This window comes from Pseudarthrobacter sp. NBSH8, assembly GCF_014217545.1.
GTDB lineage: Bacteria > Actinomycetota > Actinomycetes > Actinomycetales > Micrococcaceae > Arthrobacter.
Genome location: NZ_CP043178.1, coordinates 3517649 through 3537669, shown reverse-complemented (window position 1 = coordinate 3537669; position 20021 = coordinate 3517649). Strand labels below are relative to the sequence as shown.

Annotated in this window: 16 protein-coding genes; 9 read left to right on the top strand and 7 right to left on the bottom strand. The window is 66.3% G+C overall.

Annotation, left to right across the window (positions count from 1 at the left end):
• Positions 1-101 precede the first annotated feature (101 nt).
• Positions 102-1010 carry a factor-independent urate hydroxylase gene (pucL, locus tag FYJ92_RS16415; protein ID WP_185261644.1) on the bottom strand — a complete coding sequence of 303 codons (909 nt, stop codon included), beginning with the start codon at positions 1008-1010 and terminating at the stop codon, positions 102-104.
• A 362-nt stretch (positions 1011-1372) separates the two neighbouring features.
• On the opposite strand from pucL, the gene FYJ92_RS16410 reads away from it, so the two are divergent.
• Entirely contained in the window at positions 1373-1561 is a 189-nt protein-coding gene (locus tag FYJ92_RS16410) for a hypothetical protein (protein WP_185261643.1), read from the top strand.
• 2 nt (positions 1562-1563) lie between these two features.
• Here the strand turns inward: FYJ92_RS16410 and ligD are convergent, their stop codons facing one another.
• Together ligD and FYJ92_RS16400 are read right to left on the bottom strand one after the other, a co-directional pair.
• The gene (gene ligD / locus FYJ92_RS16405) at positions 1564-2808 is read right to left on the bottom strand and encodes a non-homologous end-joining DNA ligase (RefSeq protein WP_185261642.1); all 1245 of its coding nucleotides are present in this window, start codon (positions 2806-2808) and stop codon (positions 1564-1566) included.
• Between the two features lie 61 nt (positions 2809-2869).
• Positions 2870-4240: an 8-oxoguanine deaminase gene (locus tag FYJ92_RS16400; RefSeq protein WP_185261641.1), complete on the bottom strand. Its 1371-nt coding sequence runs from the start codon at positions 4238-4240 to the stop codon at positions 2870-2872.
• Positions 4241-4628: 388 nt separating this feature from the next.
• Between FYJ92_RS16400 and FYJ92_RS16395 the strand changes: the two genes are divergently transcribed.
• From FYJ92_RS16395 to FYJ92_RS16360, 8 genes are all read left to right on the top strand, one after another.
• Positions 4629-5123: a nucleoside deaminase gene (locus tag FYJ92_RS16395; RefSeq protein WP_185261640.1), complete on the top strand. Its 495-nt coding sequence runs from the start codon at positions 4629-4631 to the stop codon at positions 5121-5123.
• A gap of 14 nt (positions 5124-5137) precedes the next feature.
• Positions 5138-6664 (top strand): NCS2 family permease, encoded by a 1527-nt coding sequence (locus FYJ92_RS16390; protein WP_185263849.1) that lies wholly within the window; start codon positions 5138-5140, stop codon positions 6662-6664.
• A 140-nt stretch (positions 6665-6804) separates the two neighbouring features.
• On the top strand, positions 6805-8061 hold the full coding sequence (locus tag FYJ92_RS16385) for an XdhC family protein (protein ID WP_185261639.1): 1257 nt from the start codon (positions 6805-6807) through the stop codon (positions 8059-8061).
• A complete protein-coding gene (locus FYJ92_RS16380; RefSeq protein ID WP_185261638.1) occupies positions 8052-9011 on the top strand; it encodes an FAD binding domain-containing protein in 960 nt (319 codons plus the stop codon). Before FYJ92_RS16385 ends, FYJ92_RS16380 begins: the two co-directional genes overlap by 10 nt.
• 2 nt (positions 9012-9013) lie before the next feature.
• Positions 9014-11848 carry a molybdopterin-dependent oxidoreductase gene (locus tag FYJ92_RS16375; protein WP_185261637.1) on the top strand — a complete coding sequence of 945 codons (2835 nt, stop codon included), beginning with the start codon at positions 9014-9016 and terminating at the stop codon, positions 11846-11848.
• A gap of 262 nt (positions 11849-12110) precedes the next feature.
• On the top strand, positions 12111-13679 hold the full coding sequence (locus FYJ92_RS16370; RefSeq protein ID WP_185261636.1) for an NCS1 family nucleobase:cation symporter-1: 1569 nt from the start codon (positions 12111-12113) through the stop codon (positions 13677-13679).
• A gap of 28 nt (positions 13680-13707) precedes the next feature.
• Entirely contained in the window at positions 13708-14451 is a 744-nt protein-coding gene (locus FYJ92_RS16365; RefSeq protein ID WP_185261635.1) for an aspartate/glutamate racemase family protein, read from the top strand.
• Positions 14452-14494: 43 nt separating this feature from the next.
• Positions 14495-15274 carry an SDR family oxidoreductase gene (locus FYJ92_RS16360; RefSeq protein WP_185261634.1) on the top strand — a complete coding sequence of 260 codons (780 nt, stop codon included), beginning with the start codon at positions 14495-14497 and terminating at the stop codon, positions 15272-15274.
• A gap of 22 nt (positions 15275-15296) precedes the next feature.
• On the opposite strand, the gene nboR is transcribed toward FYJ92_RS16360, so the two are convergent.
• The 4 genes from nboR to uraD all read right to left on the bottom strand — a co-directional run bounded on the left by nboR (position 15297) and on the right by uraD (position 19817).
• A complete protein-coding gene (gene nboR, locus FYJ92_RS16355; RefSeq protein WP_185261633.1) occupies positions 15297-15959 on the bottom strand; it encodes a nicotine blue oxidoreductase in 663 nt (220 codons plus the stop codon).
• An 83-nt stretch (positions 15960-16042) separates the two neighbouring features.
• A complete protein-coding gene (aceE, locus tag FYJ92_RS16350) occupies positions 16043-18808 on the bottom strand; it encodes a pyruvate dehydrogenase (acetyl-transferring), homodimeric type (protein WP_185263848.1) in 2766 nt (921 codons plus the stop codon).
• A 173-nt stretch (positions 18809-18981) separates the two neighbouring features.
• Entirely contained in the window at positions 18982-19323 is a 342-nt protein-coding gene (uraH, locus tag FYJ92_RS16345; protein ID WP_058931217.1) for a hydroxyisourate hydrolase, read from the bottom strand.
• Complete coding sequence (gene uraD, locus FYJ92_RS16340) at positions 19320-19817, bottom strand: 2-oxo-4-hydroxy-4-carboxy-5-ureidoimidazoline decarboxylase (RefSeq protein WP_185261632.1); 498 nt, start codon at positions 19815-19817, stop codon at positions 19320-19322. The genes uraH and uraD overlap by 4 nt, the downstream gene beginning before the upstream one ends.
• Between the last annotated feature and the right edge of the window lie 204 nt (positions 19818-20021).

Genomic DNA, 20021 nt, shown 5'->3' with positions numbered 1-20021 from the left:
GTGGTCTGGCTAAAAATGTGGGCACTGGCCCGGTGGATTTCTCTGTGGTCGAGCCGGTCGAAGCCCGGTGGATTTCGACAGGCTCGATCTCAGCGGATGGGTCAGCAGAACCCGGCGATGCCGGACCAGGCGAGGTCCGCCGGTGTGGCGTCGTCGCGCAGGACCGTGGCCTCGATCAGGCCGTATGGCCGGTCGGCTGCGAAGAAGACCTCGTTGGGGTTGTCGAGTCCGAACGGCGAGAGGTCCACCAGGAAGTGGTGCTTGTTGGGCATGGAGAACTTGATCTCGTCGATTTCGCTGTGGGCTTCCAGGACTTTGGTGCCCATGTCGAACAGCGTCTGCTGCAGGGCGTGGGAGTACCTCTCCGTGAACCCCTCGAGCAGGAGGCCCTTGACGTCCTCGTAGCTCTTGTTGAAGTCCAGGGTGTTCAGGTCCGTTCCGGACTTGAACCGCCAGCGGGCGGAAACGTCGGTGGCCAGGATGCGGTCTGTGGTTTCCGGGAGGGTGGTGTATTTGTCCTTGGGGTAGCCCACAAAGCCGGACTGTGTGGTCTTCAGGACGGTCAGGTCCATGAGCCCGGAGATCAGGTGCGTTGCGGCGCCGTCGCGGACCAGGACGGCGGTGCGGACTTCCTGGCCGTTGCGCACGAAGGAGTGGTCGTGTTCGCTGCCGTGAGCCTGGATGCGGTCCCAGCTGTAGGACTCGGCTTCCCAGCGGCCACCAGTGACCCAGTCGAAGCTGGACGTGAAGTGCTCGCCGAGGCGCAGGAGGAACGCTTCGGGGGAGCCGACGCCTTCGCGGGCGAAGGCGTAGATGGTGTTCTTCTGGGTGTCCGTTGCCACCACGTGGGCGTTGTCGCCCTCGCGGTGGGCGGCCTCGAAGTCTCCGCGCAGTTGCGAGGTGACGTTCAAGTCCTCTATCTCGTGGCGGTCTGTGTCGCGGGTGATTTTGACAACCCGGACTTCAGCCTTTCCGTACTGGTTGTGGCCGAGGATGATGTTGCTGCTCATGGTCAGATTCCCAACTTCAGGTACGTGGGACCAAGGTTCCACATAGAAATTAAGCGCGCATTTACCGCGCGTTTCCAGTGCCGTCGGCCCAACAAAAAATGAGCCGACATCAATTGATGTCAGCTCATTACGACCCTGCCTGCTGCTCCCAGGTTACGTGACTTGCGCCACGAGTTGAACACCAGAATAGCCCAGCTTTGCGGTGGTGTACATCACAATCTGAAAAATCACTTTGTGACTGAGGGGCTCGCGGACCGTTGACGTACCGAGACCTGGCAGATTACTATATTTCATATAGCAAAAGTTATTTTCCGCTTTGTGGAATGTTCGCAGTAGTACCAACCGCCTCGGAGGAGGATCAGATGTACCAGCAGGACACAACGCCGGTCGCACCGGAAAACACGGCGGCACCCGCCGTCCAGGAGTTCTACCTTCCCCTCGGAGGCGGGACGGATCCGGACTTCTATCTGCCCGCAGACCGGGAGCATATTCCGGGCCGCTTCTCCCGCTGGGTCCAGGGCCTGCCGGGCTTCGGCAGCCGGCGCCGCTAGGTCTATTGACCCGGGCGCCCCGGCCACTGCTTGCCGGCCCAGGGGTCGTAGTCGGAGATGAGCTCCTCCTGCAGCGGGCGCTCCGCTTCGGGGACGTGCTGCAGGTTCACCCGCACCCGGTACCAGAGCGAGCTGGACCCGCGCATTCCATCGACGAGCACGTCGGCCGGACGCAGGGCCGGGACGATGTCCGCATGCCGGGTCTTCCACTCGTCGAGCGCCACGACCGCCTTGGCTTTGGACTTGGTCCGGGCCACCTCGATGAGCGGCATTACCGACTGCCGGCGGCCGGAGCCGTCTCCGCTGCGGGGCGCTTTCTCCGCGGGGCCAAGCTTGGCCGCCAGCGCCAGGAGCCCGTCGAGTGCACCCACCGCGCCGTCGATCCCGGCGTGCGGGTCGCCCGCGTCGGCGAAGCGCTCGGGCACCGTGCGCACCGTGAATTGTTCCGGACGGATGAAGCGCACCTCGTCCCAGGTGAGCGGCGTCGACACCCGGGCGTCCGGTAGGGGCCGGATCGAGTACGCGGATGCCACGGTGCGGTCTTTGGCGTTCTGGTTGAAATCGACAAAGACGCTCTCGCCGCGCTCCTCCTTCCACCAGCGCGCGGTGGCAAGACCCGGAGCGCGGTTTTCGATCTCGCGGGCGAGGGTCTCGGCGGCGAGCCGCACGTCGCGGTAGGACCACTGCGGCGCGATCCGCACCAGAATGTGGAGTCCGCGCGACCCGCTCGTCTTCGGCCACCCCACCAGTCCGACGTCGTCGAGCACCTCCCGCGCGACATACGCAACGTCGACGATCTGGGACCAGCTGACTCCCGGCATCGGATCGAGGTCGACGCGGAGTTCGTCGGGGTGATCAAGGTCCTCGGCGCGCACGGGATGCGGGTTGAGGTCCAGGCAGCCAAGATTCACCACCCACGCCAGGCCCGCAGCATCCCGGATGACGGCCTCCTCGGCCGACGTCCCCGATGCGTAGTGCAGCGTGGTTGTATCGATGAAGTCGGGGTGGTTTTCGGGCACGCGCTTCTGGAAAAACGGCTCAGCGTCGATGCCTTTCGGGAAGCGCTTGAGCACCATGGGCCGGCCGCCCGCACCGCGCAACGCACCATCCGCCACGGCGAGGTAGTAGCGCACCAGATCGAGCTTTGTCAGTCCGGGTTCGGGGAACACCACCTTGTCCGGACTCGAGATGCGCACCTCGGTGCCGCCGATGGTGAGGATCTCGGCCGGGGTCTTCGACGGGCTCATGCCGCCACGCTAGCAACGATCGGATGTTGCGGCCAGAGTTGGTGCGGCGGTCAGCAATGAGTTACCCCGCCACAAGCTTCCTCGCTGCGGCCGAGTGCTCCGCAATGAGCCCCGCGACGTCCAGCCCCGGAATCTGTCCGTCCACCACGCGCCATTTCCCGCCTACCATGACGCGGTCCGCGCGGTCCGCGCCGCACAGCAACAGCGCCGCAACAGGATCGTGGCTGCCGGAGAACCGCAGGTCGTCGAGGCGGAAGAGCGCCAGGTCGGCCTGCATCCCCGGTGCCAGTTGACCGATATCGGAGCGCCCCAGGACCGCAGCCGAGCCCCGCGTCGCCCAGCCAAGGGCCCGCTCCACGGGAACGGATGCCCCGTAGCGCAGCCGTTGCAAGTACAGCGCCTGCCGGGCCTCGAGCATCATGTTGGAGGTATCGTTCGACGCCGATCCGTCCACACCCAGCCCCACCGGAACCCCGGCCGCCTCAAGTTCCAGCACGCGGGCGGTGCCCGACGCGAGCCGCATGTTCGACGTCGGGCAGTGCGCGACGGCGGTGCCGGCGGCTCCCAGCCGGGCGATCTCGTCGTCGTTGAAGTGGATGCCATGGCCCAGCCACGTGCGGTTGCCCAGCCAGCCGACGCTTTCCAGGTAGTCCACAGTCCGCAAGCCAAACATCGAGTGGCAGAAGTCTTCCTCGTCAATGGTTTCGGCGAGGTGCGTGTGCAGCCGGACGTCCAGCCGTTCGGCCATGGCTGCACTCTCCGCCATGATCTCCTTGGTCACCGAGAACGGCGAGCACGGGGCCAGGGCAATCTGGATGACGGCGCCGTCGCCGCGCTCGTGGTACTGCGAGATGAGGCGTTCGCTGTCCGCCAGGATGATCTCCGGCCGCTGCACCGTTGACTGCGGCGGCAGGCCGCCGTCGTCCGTTCCCAACGACATGGAGCCGCGCGTGAGGGTGGCCCGCATGCCCAGTTCGCGTACGACGCCGACCTCCACGTCGATCGCGTTCTCCAGTCCCGCGGGGAACAGGTAGTGGTGGTCGGCGGACGTGGTGCAGCCGGAGAGCAGCAGCTCGGCCAGGGCCACTTTCCCCGCGAGTTCCAGGCTTCGAGGAGTCAGCCGCGCCCAGACCGGATAGAGGTTCTGCAGCCAGGGGAACAGCGGGGCGTTGGCCACCGGACCCCAGGCGCGGGTGAGTGTCTGGTAGAAGTGGTGGTGCGTGTTGATCAGGCCGGGCAGCAGCACGTGGCTGCCGGCGTCGAAGGTCTCATCGCAGGGTGCGGACGGCTGCCCGCCGGCCGGAACAAGCTCGGTGATGACACCGCCGCTGACCACAATGCCGCCGCCGGCGTCGAGCCCGTTGGCGGTGAAAACGGCGAGCGGGTTCCTGATCCAGAGCCTGGGCGGGGACGGGGAGTGCGGGTGGGCCATGGATGGCTCCTTGTCTGGTCGGCGTGAGTGCGTTCCAGCTCAGTTAGGCCCTGTCTGCTGATCCAGGTGGCGCCAGCCTAGGGTGCTGCCGCGACGGAAGTCAATGCAACGCGGGGTCACATACGGCCCATTCCGCGCCTCCGGATGGGCCATATGTGACCCTGCGTTGCTACGCAATTTCACATCACGAAATTAAGTTTCCAGAACTATGGCGTCACTCACACATCCGGTGCTAGTCTCGATCTTGCCAAAGGCGGGCACCCGGACCCCGGGAAGCTATCTACCAGGCGAACCTTCAAAAGCACATGCTGAAGCCTGGTAGCCATCTCACTGGCGCGTCCCCCGTCTCAGGGTTACTGGGCTTCCTTGCCACTAAGGAAGTCGCAAAATGAGTACCACCGTCACGGCCGAACATTTCCTGGCCATCTCCATAAAACTGGCAACAGCCAACGTCCTGAACAGCGGCGGCCCGTTCGGCGCCGTCATTGTCACCGCGGATGGCCGCGCCTTCGAAGGCGTCAACCGGGTCACCGCCACGAACGACCCCACAGCCCACGCCGAGGTCACCGCCATCCGCAATGCCTGCCGCGAACTCGGCACGTTCGATCTCAGCGGAGCCACCCTCTACACCAGCTGCGAACCCTGCCCCATGTGCCTGGCTTCAGCCCTGTGGGCCCGGATCGGCAACGTGGTCTTCGCCGCAGACCGGCACGACGCCGCCTCAGTGGGCTTTGACGACGCCGTCTTCTACGAGTACTTCGAGAACGAGGACCGGGACGCACTGATGCCGGTCGCCAAGCTGGAACTGGGTCACCCCCAGGCCCCGGCCATCCTGGAACCGTTCAACACCTGGAACACGCTCGATTCCAGGATTGACTACTAGGGCCGGTGGCTGACATGACAATCCTGGACCCCGCAGAAATGCGATCGGCAGCTGAAGAGCAGGCTGCGCCCGCAGGCGCAGGGCACACAGCGGCACCCCGCCCCCCGGCGTCAAAATCCTTCCTGGACAGCTTCTTCCAGATCACCAAGCGTGGCTCCACGCTGGCCCGCGAATTCCGCGGCGGCATCGTCACGTTCTTCACGATGGCCTACATCGTGATCCTCAACCCCCTGATCCTGGGCGGCTTCTCGGCCGAGAACGCCCCCACCGACGTCGCCGGCGGCTGGCTCTCAGCAGCGCAGGTGGGAGCCGTTACCGGCCTCACCGCCGGCGTGATGACCATCGTGTTCGGCCTCGTCGCAAACCTGCCCTTCGGGCTCGCGGCCGGCCTGGGCATCAACTCCTTCCTCGCCGTCGCGGTCATTCAGGAAGTCACCTGGCCAGAAGCCATGGGCCTGGTGGTCATCAACGGCGTCCTCATTGTCCTCTTCGGCGCCACGGGTGCCCGGACGGCGATCTTCAAGGCAGTCCCCAAGGAACTCAAGGCCGCCATCACCGTGGGCATCGGCCTGTTCATCGCCTTCATCGGCTTTGTGGATTCCGGGTTCGTCCGCCCCACCAAGGGCGGCCCGCCGGTCCAGCTCGGCAACGACGGCTCCATCACCTCCATCCCCACCCTCGTGTTCATCGTCGGGCTGCTGGTCATGGGCATCCTCGTTGCCCGCAAGATCCAAGGCGGCCTCCTGATCGGAATCGTCGCCACAACTGCTCTCGCCGCCGTCGTCGAGGCCACCATGCATATCGGTCCCGGCAGCGCAGACAACCCCGGTGGCTGGCACCTCAACACACCGGTGCTGTCCGGCCACCTCGTGTCCGCCCCGGACTTCAGCCTGGTGGGCCAGTTCGATCTCTTCGGCTCGTTCTCAAGGATCGGCGGCCTGGCGGCCACCATGCTGGTCTTCACCCTGGTGTTCACCAACTTCTTCGACGCCATGGGCACCATGACCGGGCTTGCCAAGAGCGCCGGCGTGGCGCACAAGGACGGCACGTTTCCCCGGCTCAAGTCCGCCTTCATCGTCGAAGGCATGGGCGCAGTGGTGGGCGGCGGAACGTCCGGTTCCTCCAACACCGTCTACATCGATTCCGCGGCCGGGATTGGCGAAGGCGCCCGCACCGGCCTGGCCTCAGTGGTCACGGGCCTGTTGTTCCTCGGATCGATGTTCTTCACACCGCTCACCTCTGTGGTTCCGCTCGAGGTGGCAGCCGCCGCCCTTGTGGTGGTGGGCGCCATGATGATGGCGCAGATCCGCGAGATCAAGTTCAGCAAGTTCGCGATCGCACTGCCGGCCTTCCTGACCATCGTCACCATGCCGCTGACCTACTCGATCGCCAACGGCATCGGCGTCGGCTTCATCTCCTTCGCGGTCATCAGCGCGGCATCCGGGAGGGCAAGGAAAGTCCATCCGCTCATGTGGGTGGTGAGCGTGGGCTTCCTGATCTACTTCGCCCGCGGGCCCATCAACGTCCTGCTGGGCGCGTAAACCGGCCCCGCCCCGTCCTCTCAAACCAACCACCGTGACCCTCCCTCTACACCGGCAAGGAATGAGACTATGAGGCAAGACCGCGCTCTGTTCCGGACACACTTTCCGTCCGGAACCCCAGTGGTAAAGGACGTGTTGCCATGCTGGATCTGATCCCCTCACTGGGAAGGTGGCAGCCCGCGGTCTCCGGCCAGCGTTGCGCCGTCGCCACCATCGTGGCCGCCGGCGGTTCCGTGCCCCGGCCGCTCGGCACCTCAATGGTGGTCTCCGAACACGGGGACGTCCTTGGCAGCCTGTCCGGCGGATGCGTGGAGGGCGCCGTGGTGGAGGCTGCGCTTGCGGCAATGCGCGACGGCGGCAGCCGCCTGGAGTCGTTCGGCTACAGCGCCGAGGACGCATTCGCCGTCGGGCTGACCTGCGGTGGGCAGCTGGAAGTCCACATCCAGCCGACCGGAACCGCCGGCCTGGACCTGGCCGCCCTGCGCGGCTTTGCCCACGCAGACGCGCCGTCCTCCCTCGCCATCATCCGCCGGCTGGACGCCGGCGGCGGGGCCGGGGGAGGACCCGTGCTGGTGGCCGATCCCGTTCGCTTCACGGCATCGGGATCGGCCGCACTGGCAGCCCTGCTGGGCGGCGATGCCTCCGTGATCCGGGCGGCAGCCGTGCAGCTCGAACCCCTGCTGCGCGGCGGCCGGGCCGGCCTGGTCCGGCTGGCCCCGGCCGAAGGCTGCGGGACCACGGTGCCTGTGCCGGAGCCCATCACCCTGTTTGTGGAAAGCCGGCTGCCGCCAGCCAGGATGCTGATCTTCGGCGCCAACGACTTCGGCGCCGCACTGGTGCCGGCCGGGAAACTGCTGGGCTATGACGTCACCTTGTGCGACGCCCGTCCGGCTTTTTCCAGCCAGGGCCGTTTCCTCGCCGCCGACCAGGTGGTCACGGACTGGCCGCACCGCTACCTTGCCGCCGAAGCAGCCGCAGGACGCCTGGACGGCCGGAGCGTGGTGTGCGTGCTGACCCACGACCCCAAGTTCGACATCCCGCTGCTGGAAACCGCGCTCGGCCTGGGCCTCGCCTATGTGGGCGCCATGGGGTCGCGGCGCAGCCACCGCCAGCGCATCGACGCGCTGCTGGCGGACGGGACGCCAGCTGAAGCGCTGGAGCGGCTCCATTCACCCATCGGCCTGGATCTGGGCGCAGTCACCCCGGCCGAGGTGGCTGTTTCCATCACCGCCGAGATCCTCGCGTCCCGTGTGGCGGCATCAAAGGAAACGCCCACGGCAGCTTCGCTCAAGGATGGCAGCGGCCCCCTTCACCACTCAGAACCCAGCTTTACCGACGAGCCCCGCACGCACGAACCCCGCACGCACGAACCCCGCCAGGAGGACCCATGGACATGAACACCATCGAGGAAGTCGTCCCAACGACGGACCCCACCGACTGGCGCGACGGCGATGCCTGGCTCGCCGGCGGCACGGTGCTCTTCTCGTACGGCAGTACTGTCCTGAAACGGCTCCTGGATCTGGGTGAAGCGGGCTGGCCGGCGGTGACCGTGAGCGACGCCGGGATTGAACTGGCCGCGACGTGTACCGTCGCGGAGCTCTACGCCCTGCCGGCTTCGGAGTCCGTTGCCGGCAGGAATTGGCCTGGCCTGGACTTGTTCCGGCCGTGCTGCGACTCCTTCGTGGCATCCTTCAAGATCTGGAACATGTCCACCGTGGGCGGCAACCTGTGCACCTCGCTGCCGGCGGGACCCATGATCTCGCTCTGCGCCGGGCTGGACGCCACCGCCACCATCCTCGGCCCCGGCGGCACCAGCCGCACGGTCCCGGTGGCCACATTCATCACCGGGGACGGGCAAAACAGCCTGGCACCCGGGGAACTCCTGCGCAGCATCCACATCCCGGCGTCGGCCCTGTCCGCGACGGTGGCTTTCCGGCGGCTCTCGCTCAGCAACCTCGGCCGTTCAGGGGTGCTGCTGATCGGACGGCGCGACGCCGACGGCGGCCTCGCCATCACCGTCACGGCCGCCACGAAGCGCCCCGTGCAGCTGCGGTTCGCCGCAGCCAAGATGGCGGGCCCCGCGGCCCTGGCGGCCGCCGCCGGGAAGGCCATCCCGGCGGAGCTGTACCACAACGACATCCACGGCCTGCCCGAATGGCGCCGGGACATGACCCTCCGGCTCGCGGAGGAAATCCGTGCGGAACTGCTGGAAGAACGGCTCACCGTGTCGGGCGATTTCTGGACCGGACCGTCCGGCCGGCCGCACGCCACATCGCCGCAACCGAGTGCGCAACCAAGCGCAAAACCCGCACCCGCATCAACCCCGAAACAGCAGAAGGAGGCCTGAGCATGGCAATCGAAATCAACGGAACCGCGACCCCGGCCACACCCCGCCCCGGCCAGTGCCTGCGCACCTTCCTGCGCGAACAGGGCAACTTCGGCGTGAAGAAGGGCTGCGACGGCGGCGACTGCGGTGCCTGCACCGTCCACGTGGACGGCACCCCCGTGCACAGCTGCATCTACCCGGCCGTCCGCGCCGAGGGCAAGGCCGTCACCACCATCGAAGGCCTCGCCCAGGGCGGAGCGCTGCACCCCGTGCAGGAACAGTTCCTGGCCGAACAGGGCTTCCAATGCGGCTTCTGCACCGCCGGCATGATGATGACCGCCGCTACCTTCGATGCCGAACAGAAGGCCAACCTGCCCCGCAGCCTCAAGGGCAACCTCTGCCGCTGCACGGGCTACCGCTCCATCGCGGACGCCGTCTGCGGGACCCACAACACGCACAATCACGACGGCGGCGCGGCGGATCCTGCGGCCCGTCCGGCTTCCACGGATGGCACCGCCGCGGCCGCAACCACAACATCCCGGACCGGGCAGATCGGCGACAATGTGCCCGCCCCGGCAGGCGCCGCCGTCGTCACCGGTACGGCCCGCTACACCCTCGACGTCCCGGCGGAGGAGCTCGAAGGCCTGCTGCACCTGAAGCTGCTGCGCTCACCCCACGCGCACGCGCGGATCGTCTCCATCGACAGGACGGCCGCACTCCAGGTGCCCGGCGTCGTGGCGGTCTTCACCCATGAGGACGCCCCGGCGCAGCACTTTTCCACCGCCCAGCACGAGCTCTACACCGACGACCCCGACGACACCCGCGTCCTCGATGACGTGGTGCGGTTCATCGGCCAGCGGGTGGCCGCCGTTGTGGCCGAATCCGTGGGTGCCGCCGAGGCCGGGGCCCGGGCCCTTCACGTGGAATACGAGCTGCTGGACACCGTCTTTAGCGCGCAGGACGCCATGCTTCCCGGCGCTCCGGCCCTGCACGGGGACAAGGACGCCGTGAAGGCCAGGATCTCGCGTCCGCGGCAGAACGTGGTGGCCGAGCTGCATTCGGAGCTGGGCAGCGTGGCGGACGGGTTCGCCGCGGCCGACTTCATCCACGAGCACACATACCGGACCCAGCGCGTGCAGCACGTCGCCCTGGAAACGCATTCCTCCATCGCCTGGCTCGACGCCGAAGACCGCCTCGTGGTCCGGACCTCCAGCCAGGTCCCGTTCCTGGTCCGGCGCACGCTGGGCCGGGTCTTCGACCTGCCGGAGGACCGCATCCGCGTGGTGGCCGGGCGCGTGGGCGGCGGCTTCGGCGGCAAGCAGGAAGTGCTCACCGAGGACCTCGTTGCCCTCGCCGCGCTCACCCTTCGCCGGCCCGTGCAGGTGGAGTTCACCCGCACGGAGCAGTTCACCGCCACCACCACGCGGCACCCCTTCAGCATCAAGCTCAAGGCAGGCGCCGGCAAGGACGGGCTCCTCACCGCGCTGCAGCTGGACGTGGTCACCAACACCGGCGCGTACGGCAACCACGCGCCCGGCGTGATGTTCCACGGCTGCGGCGAATCGCTGGCCGTGTACAAGTGCGCCAACAAGAAAGTGGACGCGCATGCCGTCTACACCAACACCGTGTCGGCGGGGGCCTTCCGCGGCTACGGGCTGAGCCAGATGATCTTCGCGATCGAGTCGGCCATCGATGAGCTGGCTGTTGGCGTCGGCATGGATCCGCTGGAATTCCGGCGCCGGAACATGGTGCGCGAGGGCGATGACATGCTCTCCACCAACCCTGAGCCGGAGGAGGACGTCCACTACGGCAGCTACGGACTGGAGCAGTGCATCTCCCTGGTGCGGGACGCCCTGGACCGCGGCAAGCAGCGCTACCGTGACGCCGGCCTCGATGACCTCGGCCCGGAATGGGTCATCGGGGAAGGATCCGCGCTTTCCATGATCGACACGGTCCCGCCCCGCGGCCACTTCGCCCACACCCGCGTGAGCCTGCTCCCCGACGGCACGTTCGCGGCCGACGTCGGGACCGCCGAATTCGGCAACGGCACCACCACCGTGCACGCGCAGCTGGCCGCGACGGCGCTCTCCACCACGGCAGCCAAGGTGGCCGTGCGGCAGTCTGATACCGATCTCGTGGAGCACGACACCGGCGCATTCGGCTCGGCCGGGACCGTGGTGGCCGGCAAGGCCACACTCCTGGCGGCCACCGGGCTCGCATCCCGGATCATCACCGTTGCGGCGGCGCTGACCGGGGTTCCGGAGGCCGAATGTGCGATCGACGACGGCGGCGTGGACTGTGCCGGGCGGCAGGTTCCGCTCGCGGACATCCATGACGCGGCGCAGCACCAGGGCGTGCAGCTTGCCGTCGAGGGGAACTGGGACGGGACCCCACGATCAGTGGCGTTCAACGTCCACGGCTTCCGCGTCGCCGTCAATACCGGCACGGGCGAGCTGCGGATCCTGCAGAGCGTGCAGGCCGCCGACGCCGGGGTGGTGGTCAATCCGCGGCAGTGCCGTGGCCAGATCGAAGGCGGCATCGCGCAGGCGCTGGGCGCTGCACTGTATGAGGAGGTCCGGGTGGACGACGCCGGCCGGGTCACCACGGATATCCTGCGGCAGTACCACATCCCGTCTTTCGCGGACGTGCCGCGCAGCGAGGTCTACTTCGCGTCCACCAACGACCAAATGGGCCCGCTCGGCGCAAAGTCCATGAGCGAGAGCCCGTTCAATCCGGTGGCGCCGGCGCTGGCCAACGCCATCCGGAACGCTACTGGGGTCCGGTTTGCGGAGCTGCCGATCGGACGGGACAAGATCTACCTGGGTTTGAAGGAAGAAAGGTCAGTCCCCTCCCACTAAGACCAACGCGGGGTCAGATACGGCCCATGGCGCGGGGTTTAGTGGGCCAGATCTGACCCCGCGTTGCTGTCGAAGCAACCGTTTGTGACCGGCCCTGTTCCGGCGATCCTTGACTGATGCGTGATCCAGGTCATATCTTTATTTCACTACTCGATACCCATTTTCCGCATTGTGGAAATTGCGATGACGCTCCTGCCGGTCGTTTCCGGCATTAATCCCACTGCGGAACACATGGAAGACATCTTCAAGAAGTGAGATCACGATGCAGACAACCCCGTTGACCGGCGTTGAACCGCCACCCGAGACAGCAGTTGACTTGGGCAAAGCAGCCCAACCCTCCGTGGGTGTCGACGCGCTTTGCGATGCAGCCAGCGCCGCCTCAGGCCAGGCCATCAGCCCCACCTTGTACAACGTAGACCTTGCCCCCACCAAGCGTGAAGGCCGCCGATGGACCGGCTACAGCATCTTCACGCTCTGGGCCAACGACGTCCACAGCCTCGGCAACTATGCCTTCGCCATCGGCCTCTTCGCCCTTGGGCTGGGCGGCTGGCAGATCCTCCTTGCCTTGGGCATCGGAGCCGTGTTGCTCTTTGCCCTGCTCAACTTCTCCGGCTTCATGGGGGTCAAGACCGGTGTACCGTTCCCGGTCATGAGCCGGATCAGCTTCGGTATCCGCGGTGCCCAGATCTCCAGCCTGCTCCGCGGCGCCGTCGCCATCGCCTGGTTTGGGATCCAGACGTACCTGGCCTCGGTGGTCCTCCGCGTAATGCTCGTGGCCATGGTGCCCTCCCTCAAGGAGCTGGATGGCAACTCCATCATGGGCCTGTCCACACTCGGCTGGATTGCCTTCGTTGCACTGTGGATCGTCCAGCTGGTCATCGTCAGTTTCGGCATGGAAATGATCCGCAAGTATGAGGCCTTCGCCGGGCCCATCATCCTGGTGACCATGGCTGCCATCGCCATCTGGATCTTCGCGGAAGCCGGCGGCTCCATCGCCTGGGCCGGAGACAACGCGCTCGAAGGCGCCGAAATGTGGCGCACCATCTTTGCCGGCGGTGCCCTGTGGGTGGCAATTTACGGAACCTTCGTCCTGAACTTCTGCGACTTCACACGCTCGGCGGTCTCCAAGAAGGCCGTGGTCCGCGGAAACTTCTGGGGCATCCCCATCAACATGCTCGTCTTCGGTGCCATCGTGGTCGTCATGGCAGGCGGCCAGTTCAAAATCAGCGGCAAGATCATCGAGAGCCCCTCGGACATCGTCCAGACCATCCCGAACACGCTCTTTCTTGTCCTGGCCTGCCTGGCCCTGCTGATCCTGACCATCGCCGTGAACCTGATGGCCAATTTTGTGGCCCCCGTCTATGCACTGACGAACCTGTTCCCGAAGCACCTGAACTTCCGCAAGGCGGCCTGGGTCAGCGGTACGATCGGCCTCATCATCCTTCCCTGGAACCTCTACAACAACCCCTTGGTCATTGTGTACTTCCTCGGCGGACTGGGCGCGCTGCTGGGGCCCCTGTTCGGCGTGGTCATGGCAGACTACTGGCTGCTGCGCCGCGGCAAGGTCAACGTGCCGGAGCTCTACATCGAGTCGCCCACGGGAGCCTACTTCTACAAAAAGGGTTACAACCCTAAGGCGATCATGGCACTGATACCGTCTGCCACCGTCGCCCTCGTGATCGCTTTTGTCCCGGCCTTCGAAGGAGCCGCCCCGTTCTCCTGGTTCTTCGCAGCCGGCATCGCGGCAGTGGTGTACTACCTGATTGCGGATCGCAAGCAGCAGTTCGACGACGTCGACGGCGAGCCCATCGCCATCGTCAGCACCCACTAACCAACCCGTCCCGAAAGGGGAAAGCACCATGCGCATCCTTGTGGCCAATGTCAACACCACACAGTCCATGACCGACTCCATCGCCGCCTCGGCCCGCAGCGTGGCGGCACTCGGAACGGAAATCATTGGAATCACGCCCCGCTTTGGTGCCGATTCCTGCGAGGGAAACTTTGAGAGTTACCTCGCCGCGATCGCGGTGATGGACGCCGTGGTCAGCTACCCGGAACCCTTCGACGCTGTCATTCAGGCCGGCTACGGCGAACACGGCCGCGAAGGGCTCCAGGAGCTACTCGACGTTCCGGTCGTGGACATCACCGAAGCGGCCGCGAGCACGGCGATGTTCCTGGGCCACAAGTACTCCGTGATCACCACCCTGGACCGTGCCGTTCCGCTGATCGAGGACCGGCTGAAGCTGGCCGGCCTCGACGCCCGGTGCGCCTCGGTCCGGGCCAGCGGCATGGCCGTCCTGGAACTGGAGGAGGAGCCGGAGCGCGCTGTGGAAGCCATCATCGAACAGGCGCTGCTGGCCGTCCGCGAGGACAAAGCGGAAGTCATTGTGCTTGGTTGCGGCGGTATGGCCGGCCTGGACGAGGAGATCCGCAAGCGGGCGGGCGTCCCCGTGGTGGACGGCGTGGCGGCTGCTGTCACGATTGCGGAATCGCTGGTCCGGCTGCGGCTGAGCACCTCAAAGGTCCGGACGTACGCCACCCCGCGGCCCAAGACAGTCATAGGCTGGCCCATAACGGCGGCGGAAGTACCCGCCGCACCTTAGGCCGGCGATCAACAGCCCGGCCATCAACACAAGGAGCGACCCCATGACTGCAACCCACCGGCCCGTACAACCCCACCGGCCGGCACCGGTCGCCGTCGTGACCGGTGCCGGTTCCGGGATTGGCAGGGCGGTGGCGCGGCTCCTGCTGGCCGACGGGTACCGCGTGGTGTTGGCCGGCCGCCGTGAGGCTCCGCTGCTGGAGTCCGCGGCCGGCCACCGTCAGGCGCTCACGGTGCCCTGCGACGTAACAGTGCCCGACGACGTCGAGCGCCTTTTCGCTGCTGCCGTCGTGAAGTGGGGGAGGGTTGACCTCCTGTTTAACAACGCCGGCGTGTTCGGTCCGGCCGCGTCGGTGGATGAAATCAGCGTTGCCGACTGGGACGCGGTGGTGGCGGTGAACCTGACCGGCTCGATGCTGTGCGCCGCCGCTGCCGTCCGGGCCATGAAATCCCAGAACCCGCCAGGCGGCCGGATCATCAACAACGGGTCCATTTCAGCGCATTCGCCGCGGCCGCGCACAGTGGCCTATACGGTCACCAAGCACGCCATGACGGGCCTGACCAAGAGCATCGAGCTGGACGGCAGGGGCTTCGGCATCACCTGCGGCCAGATAGACATCGGCAACACAGCCACTGACATCATGGCCACCATCGGCGTGGACTCCGGAGCCCTGCAGGCTGACGGCAGCCGCAGGGTGGAGCCCACCTTCCCGGTGCAGGACGCCGCGCGTGCCGTGCTCCTGATGGCTGGCATGCCGCCGTCGGCCAGTGTGGGCTCGGTGGTCATTACCGCCGCCGGCATGCCGTTCGTCGGCCGGGGCTAAGCGCGATGAAACCAACGCGGGGTCAGATACGGCCCATGTTGCGAGGTTTTTTGGGCCGTATCTGACCCCGCGTTGTTGTTTCGAGCAGGTGCAGCTGCCCGGGGGTATCGAGGTCTTCGCCGCCGCAGAGGTCGCTGCAGTCCACGAGGTCTATCAGTTCCGGGTGGGCCTGGAGGAAATGGCGTGCCCCGGCGTCGCCCGTTGCAGTGTCGGCGGCCTCAGTGCGGAGGCTGGAATCCAGGAGCAGCGGATGTCCCCGCCGGAGATTTCCATCCGGGCCACGGTAGGCGGCCGCCGTGACCCGGCCGGGCTGATGGGATGCCAGCAATCTGGCGACGGTTTCTGCGGTCAGGCCGGGCTGGTCCACCAGCGCAATAAGCACATGGTCCTCCGGGGCTGCCGCGGCGACTCCCGCCCGGAACGAACTTCCCATTCCGCCGGCCCAATCCGGGTTGTCGATGACACGGTGCCGGCTCAGATCGGTGGCGGCACGGACCGTTACCGCGTCCGCGCCGAGCACCGTCACCACTTCCCGGCAGCCGCCCGCGAGCAGCACGTCTGCCAGGACTTCAACGAGAGTGCTGCCGCGGAACCGGAGCAGCGCCTTGGGCCCGAGCCCCAGCCGCGTCCCGGCGCCGGCGGCAAGCAGCACCGCCGTCGTTCGTGGTTTGTCCAGGTCAGCCATCGCCCCAGCCTATCCAGCCACATGACAAATGACGGCAGTGTTCCTGGGGAACACTGCCGTCAACGGTTGTCTCGACGAGTGAGTCAGGAGTCGCCGCCGGTGCCGCCGGTGGTCCCGGCGTTGACGTCCAGGAGCTTGTAGCGGTCCATCGCGTAGGCGGGCACGCCGCCGTCCACCTCGCCGCGGGAAGCCAGCAGCTGCAGGGTCTTCACCACAATCGAGTGGGTGTCGTTCTTGAAGAAGCGGCGGGCAGCTGCACGGGTATCGGAGAAGCCGAAGCCGTCAGCTCCGAGCGACGCGAACTGGTGCGGGAGGAACTGTCGGATCTGGTCCGGGACAGCCTTCATGTAGTCGGTCACCGCCACCACTGGCCCCTGGGAATCGGCGAGCTGCTGCGCGACGAACGGGATGCGGGCGGGCTTGCCCGGGTTCAGGAACGCCTCTTCCTCGGCGGCGAGCCCGTCGCGGCGCAGTTCGTTCCAGGACGTCACGGACCAGACGTCGGCGGATACGCCCCAGTCCTCGGCGAGCAGCCGCTGGGCGTCGAGAGCCCAGGGGACGGAGACCCCGGAGGCCAGGATCTGGCTCTTGGGCCCTTCAAGACCCGACGCCGACACCCGGTAGATGCCTTTCAGCACTCCGTTGACGTCGAGGTTCTCAGGTTCGGCCGGCTGGGAGATGGGCTCGTTGTAGACCGTGATGTAGTACATGAGGTTCTTATCGGCTGCAGGTCCGGTTCCATCGCCGCTTGCGGCTGGTCCGTACATGCGCTCGATGCCGTCACGGATGATGTGGCCCATCTCGTACCCGTAGGCCGGGTCGTAGGTGAGGACCGCTGGGTTGGTGGAGGCAAGGATCGGGGAGTGGCCGTCGGCGTGCTGAAGGCCTTCACCGGTCAGGGTGGTCCGGCCGGCGGTGGCGCCGATGATGAAGCCGCGGGTCATCTGGTCCGCGGCGGCCCAGAAGGCGTCACCGGTGCGCTGGAAGCCGAACATGGAGTAGAACACGTAGACCGGGATCAGCGGTACGCCGTGGGTGGCGTAGGCGGTGCCGGCGGCCGTGAAGGCTGCGACCGCGCCGGCTTCGTTGATGCCGGGGTGGATCAGCTGGCCCTGGGCGGATTCCTTGTAGGCCAGGACCAGGTCCCGGTCCACGGACAGATACGCCTGGCCGTCCGGATTGTAGATCTTCGCCGTGGGGAAGAACGCGTCCATGCCGAAGGTCCGGGACTCATCCGGAACGATCGGGACAATACGGTGCCCGAACTTCTTATCCCTGAGCAGGTCCTTAAGCAGGCGCACGAAGGTCATGGTGGTGGCAGCCTGCTGCTTGCCGGAACCGCGCTTTGCAACCTCATAGGTTTTGGCGTCCGGCAGCTCCACCGGAGCGTGGTCCGGCCGGCGCTCGGGGACGAAACCGCCCAGGGTGCGGCGGCGTTCCATGAGGTACTGGATTTCGGGGGAGTCCATGCCGGGGTGGTAGTACGGGGGGCGGTAGAGGTCCGCGTCGAGCTGTTCGTCCGTGATGGGGATGCGGAGGTAGTCGCGGAACTTCTTCAGGTCATCGAGGGTGAGCTTTTTCATCTGGTGGGTCGCGTTGCGGCCCTCGAAGTGGGGTCCGAGTCCGTAGCCCTTGACCGTTTTGGCCAGGATGACGGTGGGCTTGCCCTTGAATTCGGTGGCTGCCTTATACGCGGCGTAGACCTTGTGGTAGTCGTGGCCGCCGCGCTTGAGGTTCCAGATCTCGTCATCGGAGAGGTCCGCGACCATGTCCTTGGTCTGCGGGGTCTTGCCGAAGAAGTGCTCGCGGACGAATCCGCCGGATTCTGCCTTGTAGGTCTGGTAGTCACCGTCCGGGGTTTCGTTCATGATCTTCACCAGGGAGCCGTCGGAGTCCTTGGTGAGCAGGTCATCCCACTCCCGGCCCCAGACGACCTTGATGACGTTCCAGCCCGCGCCGCGGAAGAACGCTTCGAGTTCCTGCATGATCTTGCCGTTGCCGCGGACGGGTCCGTCGAGGCGCTGGAGGTTGCAGTTGATCACAAAGTTCAGGTTGTCGAGCTTGTCGTTCGCGGCGAGCTGGAGCAGGCCGCGGGACTCGGGCTCGTCCATTTCGCCGTCGCCCAGGAACGCCCAGACCTGCTGGTCCGAGGTGTCTTTGAGGCCGCGGTTGTGCAGGTACCGGTTGGACTGGGCCTGGTAGATCGCGTTCATCGGGCCGATGCCCATGGACACGGTGGGGAATTCCCAGAAGTCCGGCATGAGGCGCGGGTGCGGGTAGGAGGAGAGCGCGTGGCCTTCCTTGGACTTTTCCTGCCGGAATCCGTCCATGTCCTCTTCGGAGAGCCGGCCTTCCATAAAGGCGCGGGCGTACATGCCGGGGGAGGCATGGCCCTGGAAGAAGACCTGGTCGCCGCCGCCGGGGTGGTCCTTGCCACGGAAGAAGTGGTTGAACCCTACTTCGTACAGGGTGGCGGCGCCGGCGTAGGTGGAGATGTGTCCGCCCACGCCGATATCGGCCCGTTGCGCCCGGTGCACCATGATGGCGGCATTCCAGCGCAGCCAGGAGCGGTACTTCCGCTCGATCTCTTCGTCCCCCGGGAACGCCGTTTCCTGGTCCGCCGGGATGGTGTTCACGTAGTCCGTGGTGGTCACCATCGGCACGCCCACGCTCTGGGCGCCGGCGCGCTGCAGCAGGCTGCGCATGATGTATTGGGCACGTTCCGTGCCCTGTTCCCTGATCAGCGCATCCAGGGACTCAACCCATTCGGCGGTCTCTTCCGGATCACGATCAGGCAGCTGGTTGGTCAACCCGCTGAGGATATGGGAGGTCTCTTCTCCTGCAGCCACGTCCAGCCTCTTTTCATCGTTGAATAGTTGGCTCAAGTTTTCGTTCTGTGAGAAAACTTTATTGCATCTCGAGATTATCTAGGCGACGATCCGCGCGTCAAGGCGAGCGGACGGTCACAATCGGCGGCGAAGGGCTCCGACGCGCGGCCGCCAAGGGGGTGCTGCCTGAAGGCTCAGCTGCCCCGGTAGGTGGAATACGCGAACGGGCTCAGCAGGAGCGGCACGTGGTAGTGCGGCTCCGACTCCACCACGCCAAACGTGAGGGTCACCTCCGGGAAGAACGTCTCGGTGCCGCTGGCGGCGAAGTACTTGCCTGTGTCGAACGCCAGGCGGTAGGTTCCCGAGGGCAGCCGCTCTGGTCCCAGCTCCTTGATGCGTCCGTCCGCGTCGGTGGCGCCGTCTGCGATCCGGACCCAACGCTCGCCGTCGAGCACGTGGAGGGTAACCGGGACCTCGGCCGCCGGTTTTCCGGAACCGGTATCGAGTACATGGGTGGTGACGTGGGAAATGCTCATTTGCCCATCAGTCCTTCGAGTCGGAGCACCGCGATTTCCCGCAACTGCTGGCCAATGATTGATTGCTCTGCTTCGGGGGTGTGGGTGAGCCTGATGTTGAGGGCGGCCAGGATCTCCTCCCGGCTGCGGCCGGCGGCGCGGATCAGGAACACCTGCCCGAACTTCTCCTCGTAGGCCCGGTTGCCTTCAGCCAGGGCCTCGGCGATGGCCGCGTCGGCCACGCCCAGTCCGGCCTGTTCCGACTGGGACAGCCTGGCTTCCGCACTGTCGCCCTGCGCCCGCTCGCCGATCCGCGGATGGTGGGCGAGGGCTGCGTCGATCTCTGCCGGGGTGAAGGGACTGGCTGCGCCCCGGCCGGCCGCCAAGAGTGCGTCGTGACTGGAATAGGGCCGCGCATCGGCGAGCTCGTCGATCCAGCGTTGGATGTCCAGGCAGGGGCGCAGGAAATCGGCAGCCTCGGCGCGGCCGGCCGCGTTGAACTGTTCAAGATGCATGAGGCAAGTCCTCGTGTTTCGATGCTGGCATCCACGGTGTAAGGCTATGCGGATATTTTATTCCGCATCATGGAACTGTTATTTCAGCATATGCAAAAGTCAACCGCACGCACCTGCGGGTGTCAACTTCCGGGACGATGCCGGGAAGTGCCAAAACGGAAAGCGGACGACGGCGGGAGGTCCCCGCCGTCGTCCGCTGACGGG